The sequence below is a fragment of the Zooshikella ganghwensis DSM 15267 genome, assembly GCF_000428585.1.
Taxonomy (GTDB): Bacteria; Pseudomonadota; Gammaproteobacteria; order Pseudomonadales; family Zooshikellaceae; genus Zooshikella; species Zooshikella ganghwensis.
The window spans coordinates 1-4,558 of the sequence record NZ_AUAF01000242.1; the positions used below are offsets into that span (position 1 = coordinate 1).

6 protein-coding genes and 1 pseudogene are annotated in these 4,558 nt (G+C 37.8%); 2 read left to right on the plus strand and 5 right to left on the minus strand.

Annotated features, from left to right (window positions below):
• Window positions 1–165: transposase (locus F607_RS36255; protein WP_169719850.1), on the minus strand; the 165-nt coding region annotated here is incomplete at its 3' end.
• 126 nt (window positions 166–291) lie between these two features.
• On the opposite strand from F607_RS36255, the gene F607_RS33245 reads away from it, so the two are divergent.
• On the plus strand, window positions 292–891 hold the full coding sequence (locus tag F607_RS33245) for a substrate-binding periplasmic protein (RefSeq protein WP_027710216.1): 600 nt from the start codon (window positions 292–294) through the stop codon (window positions 889–891).
• 5 nt (window positions 892–896) lie between these two features.
• Window positions 897–1,079: a hypothetical protein gene (locus F607_RS33250; RefSeq protein ID WP_027710217.1), complete on the plus strand. Its 183-nt coding sequence runs from the start codon at window positions 897–899 to the stop codon at window positions 1,077–1,079.
• Window positions 1,080–1,140: 61 nt separating this feature from the next.
• Here F607_RS33250 and F607_RS0125035 read toward each other — a convergent pair whose 3' ends face one another.
• From F607_RS0125035 to F607_RS34985, 4 genes and pseudogenes are all read right to left on the minus strand, one after another.
• Window positions 1,141–2,406, minus strand: a complete 1,266-nt coding sequence (locus tag F607_RS0125035; RefSeq protein WP_027710218.1) for an MFS transporter — start codon at window positions 2,404–2,406, stop codon at window positions 1,141–1,143.
• A gap of 105 nt (window positions 2,407–2,511) precedes the next feature.
• Window positions 2,512–3,252, minus strand: coding sequence for a helix-turn-helix transcriptional regulator (locus F607_RS0125040; protein WP_133296179.1), 741 nt, complete (start codon window positions 3,250–3,252; stop codon window positions 2,512–2,514).
• Window positions 3,253–3,389: 137 nt separating this feature from the next.
• On the minus strand, window positions 3,390–4,133 hold the full coding sequence (locus F607_RS0125050) for an SDR family oxidoreductase (RefSeq protein WP_027710220.1): 744 nt from the start codon (window positions 4,131–4,133) through the stop codon (window positions 3,390–3,392).
• A 203-nt stretch (window positions 4,134–4,336) separates the two neighbouring features.
• Window positions 4,337–4,558 (minus strand): annotated as a pseudogene (locus tag F607_RS34985) (IS1595 family transposase); the annotation flags it as partial.

Below are 4,558 nucleotides of genomic sequence, written 5' to 3' on the forward strand. Positions count from 1 at the left end.
CGCTAGGCAGCGATAACGTTTTCGGGCAATTTGCTTTTGATGATTACCATTGCCTTCTACTTGTTGAGACTGGCAGTGAGGGCAGCTGACGCCATCAGGCCAACGTCTCTGACGAATAAACTGGTAGCATTGCTCATCATTTACCAGTTGTTTGATATTGATCATTCTTTGCTTATTACTGACTTAATTTACCCAAATAGACGTGCATAATACATCTTTGGTTGTATTATATGCTACCCCCTAGGAATCCATATAGAGCCTTAGTTAAATTACTGTATTGATGAATTGTTCATGGCAACTAAATTAAACAGCACATTATTAATTAAGTTATTTTTTATAATGTTTTGCTCGGTGGCTACATTACCACCTGTGCTATGTAAAGAGCTTAAGTTTGCTGCTACAGAATGGCCACCATATAGTGGCGCGAACTTAAAAGGCAATGGCTTTTCACCTCAACTTATAAGAAAAATTTTCAGTGATAATAATGTTGAAGTTCAGGTCTTTATATTGCCTTGGGCAAGAGCGCTTAAAGGAACAATAGAAGGGAGTTTTGATGGGTTGCTTGATGTTTGGTATTCTGAAGAACGTGCGAAAAGTTTACATTTTACTGATCCTTATATGTTTAACCGCATTAAGTTTATTAAGCGAAGTAACAGTAATATCTCGTTTAACAAGCTTGCCGATTTAAAATCGTATAAAATTGGCATTGTTCGTGATTATGCTTATAACGAAGCATTTGATTCTTCTAAGGAAATAGCCAAAATTTCTGAAAGAACCTTTATCATTAATTTTTATAAACTGCTTCATCATCGAATAGATTTAACATTAGAGGATGAGCTTGTAGCTCGGCATGAAATAAAAAAATATCACCTTTACTACTTAAAGAGGTAGAGTTTTTGCCTAAAGTGTTATCTGAAAATAAATTGCATGTGGCTTTTAGTAAAGATAATGAGTCGCTAACTGAAGTATTTAATAAAAAGCTTGAGAAAATGCAAAAAGATGGCTCCATGTTGCAACTAATGCTAGAGCATGATTTTTTGTTGAGATTAAACCTTCACAATAATGATATGAGTAATTGATATAAAGCTTAAAGCCGAACACATGTCGGCTTTTTTTATACTTATAGTCTGCAGTAACATCCTAAGCTCGCTGTAACTGCTGTGTATATGTTTGAGGGCTAAAGCGAGTAATACAGAGCAGTGAAATAAGAGATACTACAGAAACATAAACTCCTGGCATAACAGGGTTATAACTGTTCAGCATAAGATTGATAGTGGGAGTAAATCCACCAAAGAGTACTAGACATAAATTATAGCTAATGGCTAACACAGTCGTACGGGTACTCACTTCTGTGCTATCAACAAGTGAAATGGGAACACAAGAGAGAATAAGTGCTGCGATCACAGCCCATAACAGCTGTGCGGAGAGTAACGCGACCAAGCTTGGTTGCTGCATAATATAGTAGATTGGGGTTCCTGCAATGATGGCTAAAATAAAGCCACTGCCCATCACTTTTTGCCAGCCTAGACGGTCAATTAATAGACCACAAACTGGCATAAGACCTGTTAGAAGAATGGCGTTGAAGACGGGTAACCATAGTTTAACTTCATCTGAAACGGGTAGCCGTTTAACTAACATTTGTCCTGATATATTGTATGTATAAAAAACAACCGCAGGAGCCATGATCATAATAAAGATAAATAGGATTGTACGATAATGTTGCGTAAAAGCTTCTTTAACAGGGGCTTTTTTAAAGTGAGTTAACTTTTGGCGCGCAGCTTGAAATTCTAGCGTTTCAAGTAATTTAAATCGATAGTAAAGGCATATTAGTAACGTGATAAAGCCAATTCCAAAAGGTAAACGCCAACCCCAGCTAAGAATTTGTTCGCTAGTTAACCAGCTATTTAATCCCATCATCACTAAGGTTGCCAGCAGTACGCCACCTGTAGTTGATATTTGAGCAAAAGTACCATAAAAGCCTCGCTTATTGGCTGGGCTTGACTCAATTAAGTAGGTAACAAGTGCTGGGTACTCGCCACCTATGGCAATGGATTGTATTACACGCACTAAGAGCAAAATAATGGGAGCAGCAACACCCAGTGTTTCATAGGTTGGCATTAATGCTATGGCAATTGAAGTGAATGCTAAAACACCTCCAGATGTATACAGTGCAAGACGTCTTCCATAAGCATCACCTAAATGGCCAAATATGAGTCCACCAATAGGTCGTGCCAAGAATGACATTGAAAAAATGGCTAATGTCATTAGTAGACCTGAGTTGAAATCAGTATTGGGAAAGAAAAGCTTGGTAAGCACACTGGATAGGCTTGCATAGACTACAAAGTCTAGCCATTCAAAAGCATTTCCTGCAACAACCAGAGCTATTTGTTTTTTTGAAATTGACATATACTTCTTATCCTTCCTTGTCCACAGCTTTAAAAGTTAAAACTTATTCATTCGTTAAAACTCAGTATAAACATCAGCCAAATGTAGCTTTTACTATCCTAAAACTTAAGCTTTCATTAAACCAATAGATTGACTTTTTTCCTTAAACTGAAAATAAGCAGGATGGTCTTCTTTTAACTTTGCGTTAATACGATAAATGATTGCTTTAATGCCTATTTCACTTAAGCCCAAAGAGTTTGCCATTTCTTTGGTAGAACATTTTAGGTTGAGTAGTTCTAAGCACTGTTTTTCGATATGGGTAAGATTTAAGCTGTCAGGTTGTTGCTGAAAGTCACTGGTAATCGTCAGTTGTTCACGCAATGAAATATCAGGCTCCAAGTAGATTTTAGAGCCTGTCTCATTAATAACACTATGTAGACTGTTGGCAAGAGATTGCAGTTTTTCTTGAAATAAGTTGTAGTTACTCAAGATGTTATCCAATACGACTTGAGCCGGCATAATGCTACCAATACTAAACAATTGGCAATAATCCTCATGTTGGATGACAATATCAAGCTTGTATTTTAGTCCACTTTTATGAGCGAGTCTGGTTTCGGCACGAAGGTGATTATTGAGTGCCCAGCTATGAAATCCAGGTTTTAGCCTGCCAATCACTTTATTTTGTAGTCCACACTCCCAATATGTTCTAAACCAGTCAATATCTGTACCAAAGCTAGCAATACCATGATCATAATGTACATAGTTGTAAACTATTTGATTAATGGGTAACCAGCTAAAATGACGTATTTGCCACTGAGGCATGTATTTCGATGCCTTAATAAGTGGATGGTTGTTTTTAATAATCACAAGTGATCCCTCTTTCCATAGAGTGGATTAATTAGCTCCCTTAAGTATATTGTCTGGCACTTTCAGCTTGTTATCGTATTCACTAATATAGTTATATTGATAATTATTCAGCACAGCTGGTTGCTTAGCTCTTTCAATCACAGGCCCCCTGTTAAGTTCAGGAAACTACCTACACAGTAAGAAGCTTTTTCCGATATAAGCCATAAAATAGCTTCAGCTATTTCTTCTGTATTTCCGCATCTGCCTAGCGGAATGATTTTATCTGCATTGTTAAAACGTTCTGTGTTACCTGTATCTGCGTGAATGTCTGTACTAATAAAACCAGGACGTACTGCATTCACTCGAATACCTTCCTGGGCAACCTCTTTGGCTAATCCTCTGGTGAAAACATCAAGTGCGCCTTTGCTTGCAGCATAGTCAACATAAACATTGGGACTGCCAGTGATTACTGAACTTGAGCTGACATTGATGATACTACCTCCAGTACCTCCATGACGAGTAGACATTCGTCTTATAGCTTGTTGAGCACATAACATCGCACCAATTACGTTGGTGTTAAATATGCGTTGCAAGCGCTCAGGCTTAACATCAACAAATGAGGTTTGTAAGTCTACAACACCTGCGTTATTCACCAATGCCTTCAGTATACCTAATGAATCAATTTCATTAAACATATGAATAACTTGCTCAGGGCAACTTATATCAGCTTGGATAGTCCATGCATTGCCACCGCAATTACGGATTTGCTCTGTTAAATGGATAGCTTTATCTTTTTGGGATTTATAGTTGACTATTACACTGTAGCCCTGTGAGGCAGCAAGTAATGCCGTTGCTGCCCCTATACCACGACTGGCCCCTGTGATTAAAATGAGCTTATGCATGTTCTTCCTTAGAGTTACTGATGTAAGTGATACTGACTAAAGGAAGCTGCTACTATAGCTTGATTCTGTCGAAGTGACTAACAGTAAAAATCCTTCGTATTGGCTACAGGGTACCCTATAGTTTTATATTTAATATGAGCTGTAGTAGCCCACATAGCGCTGCTGGATAAACCTAAAAAGGCTCTATATGGATTCCTAGGGGGTTATATCAATAGCTCTATTAGATCATTAAGTAAGCTTTTTCCTCGGCACTTTATATTGTACACAAACTCAAATAATGCTAAATAAAAAGGTAGTTTTTCTTGAGAAATACCTCGATGAGGTCTTAACCATGAGCGTAGTAATGACCAACAACCTTCAATGGTGTTAACATGTACTTCGTGAAAACCATCCCCATCTTCATCACGAGCATACTCCCCTTTCCC

Coding starts and splice junctions, on each gene's coding strand:
- F607_RS0125035 (WP_027710218.1), bottom strand. CDS start 2,406: ATGTCAATTTCAAAAAAACAAATAGCTCTGGTTGTTGCAGGAAATGCT.
- F607_RS0125050 (WP_027710220.1), bottom strand. CDS start 4,133: ATGCATAAGCTCATTTTAATCACAGGGGCCAGTCGTGGTATAGGGGCA.
- F607_RS33245 (WP_027710216.1), top strand. CDS start 292: ATGGCAACTAAATTAAACAGCACATTATTAATTAAGTTATTTTTTATA.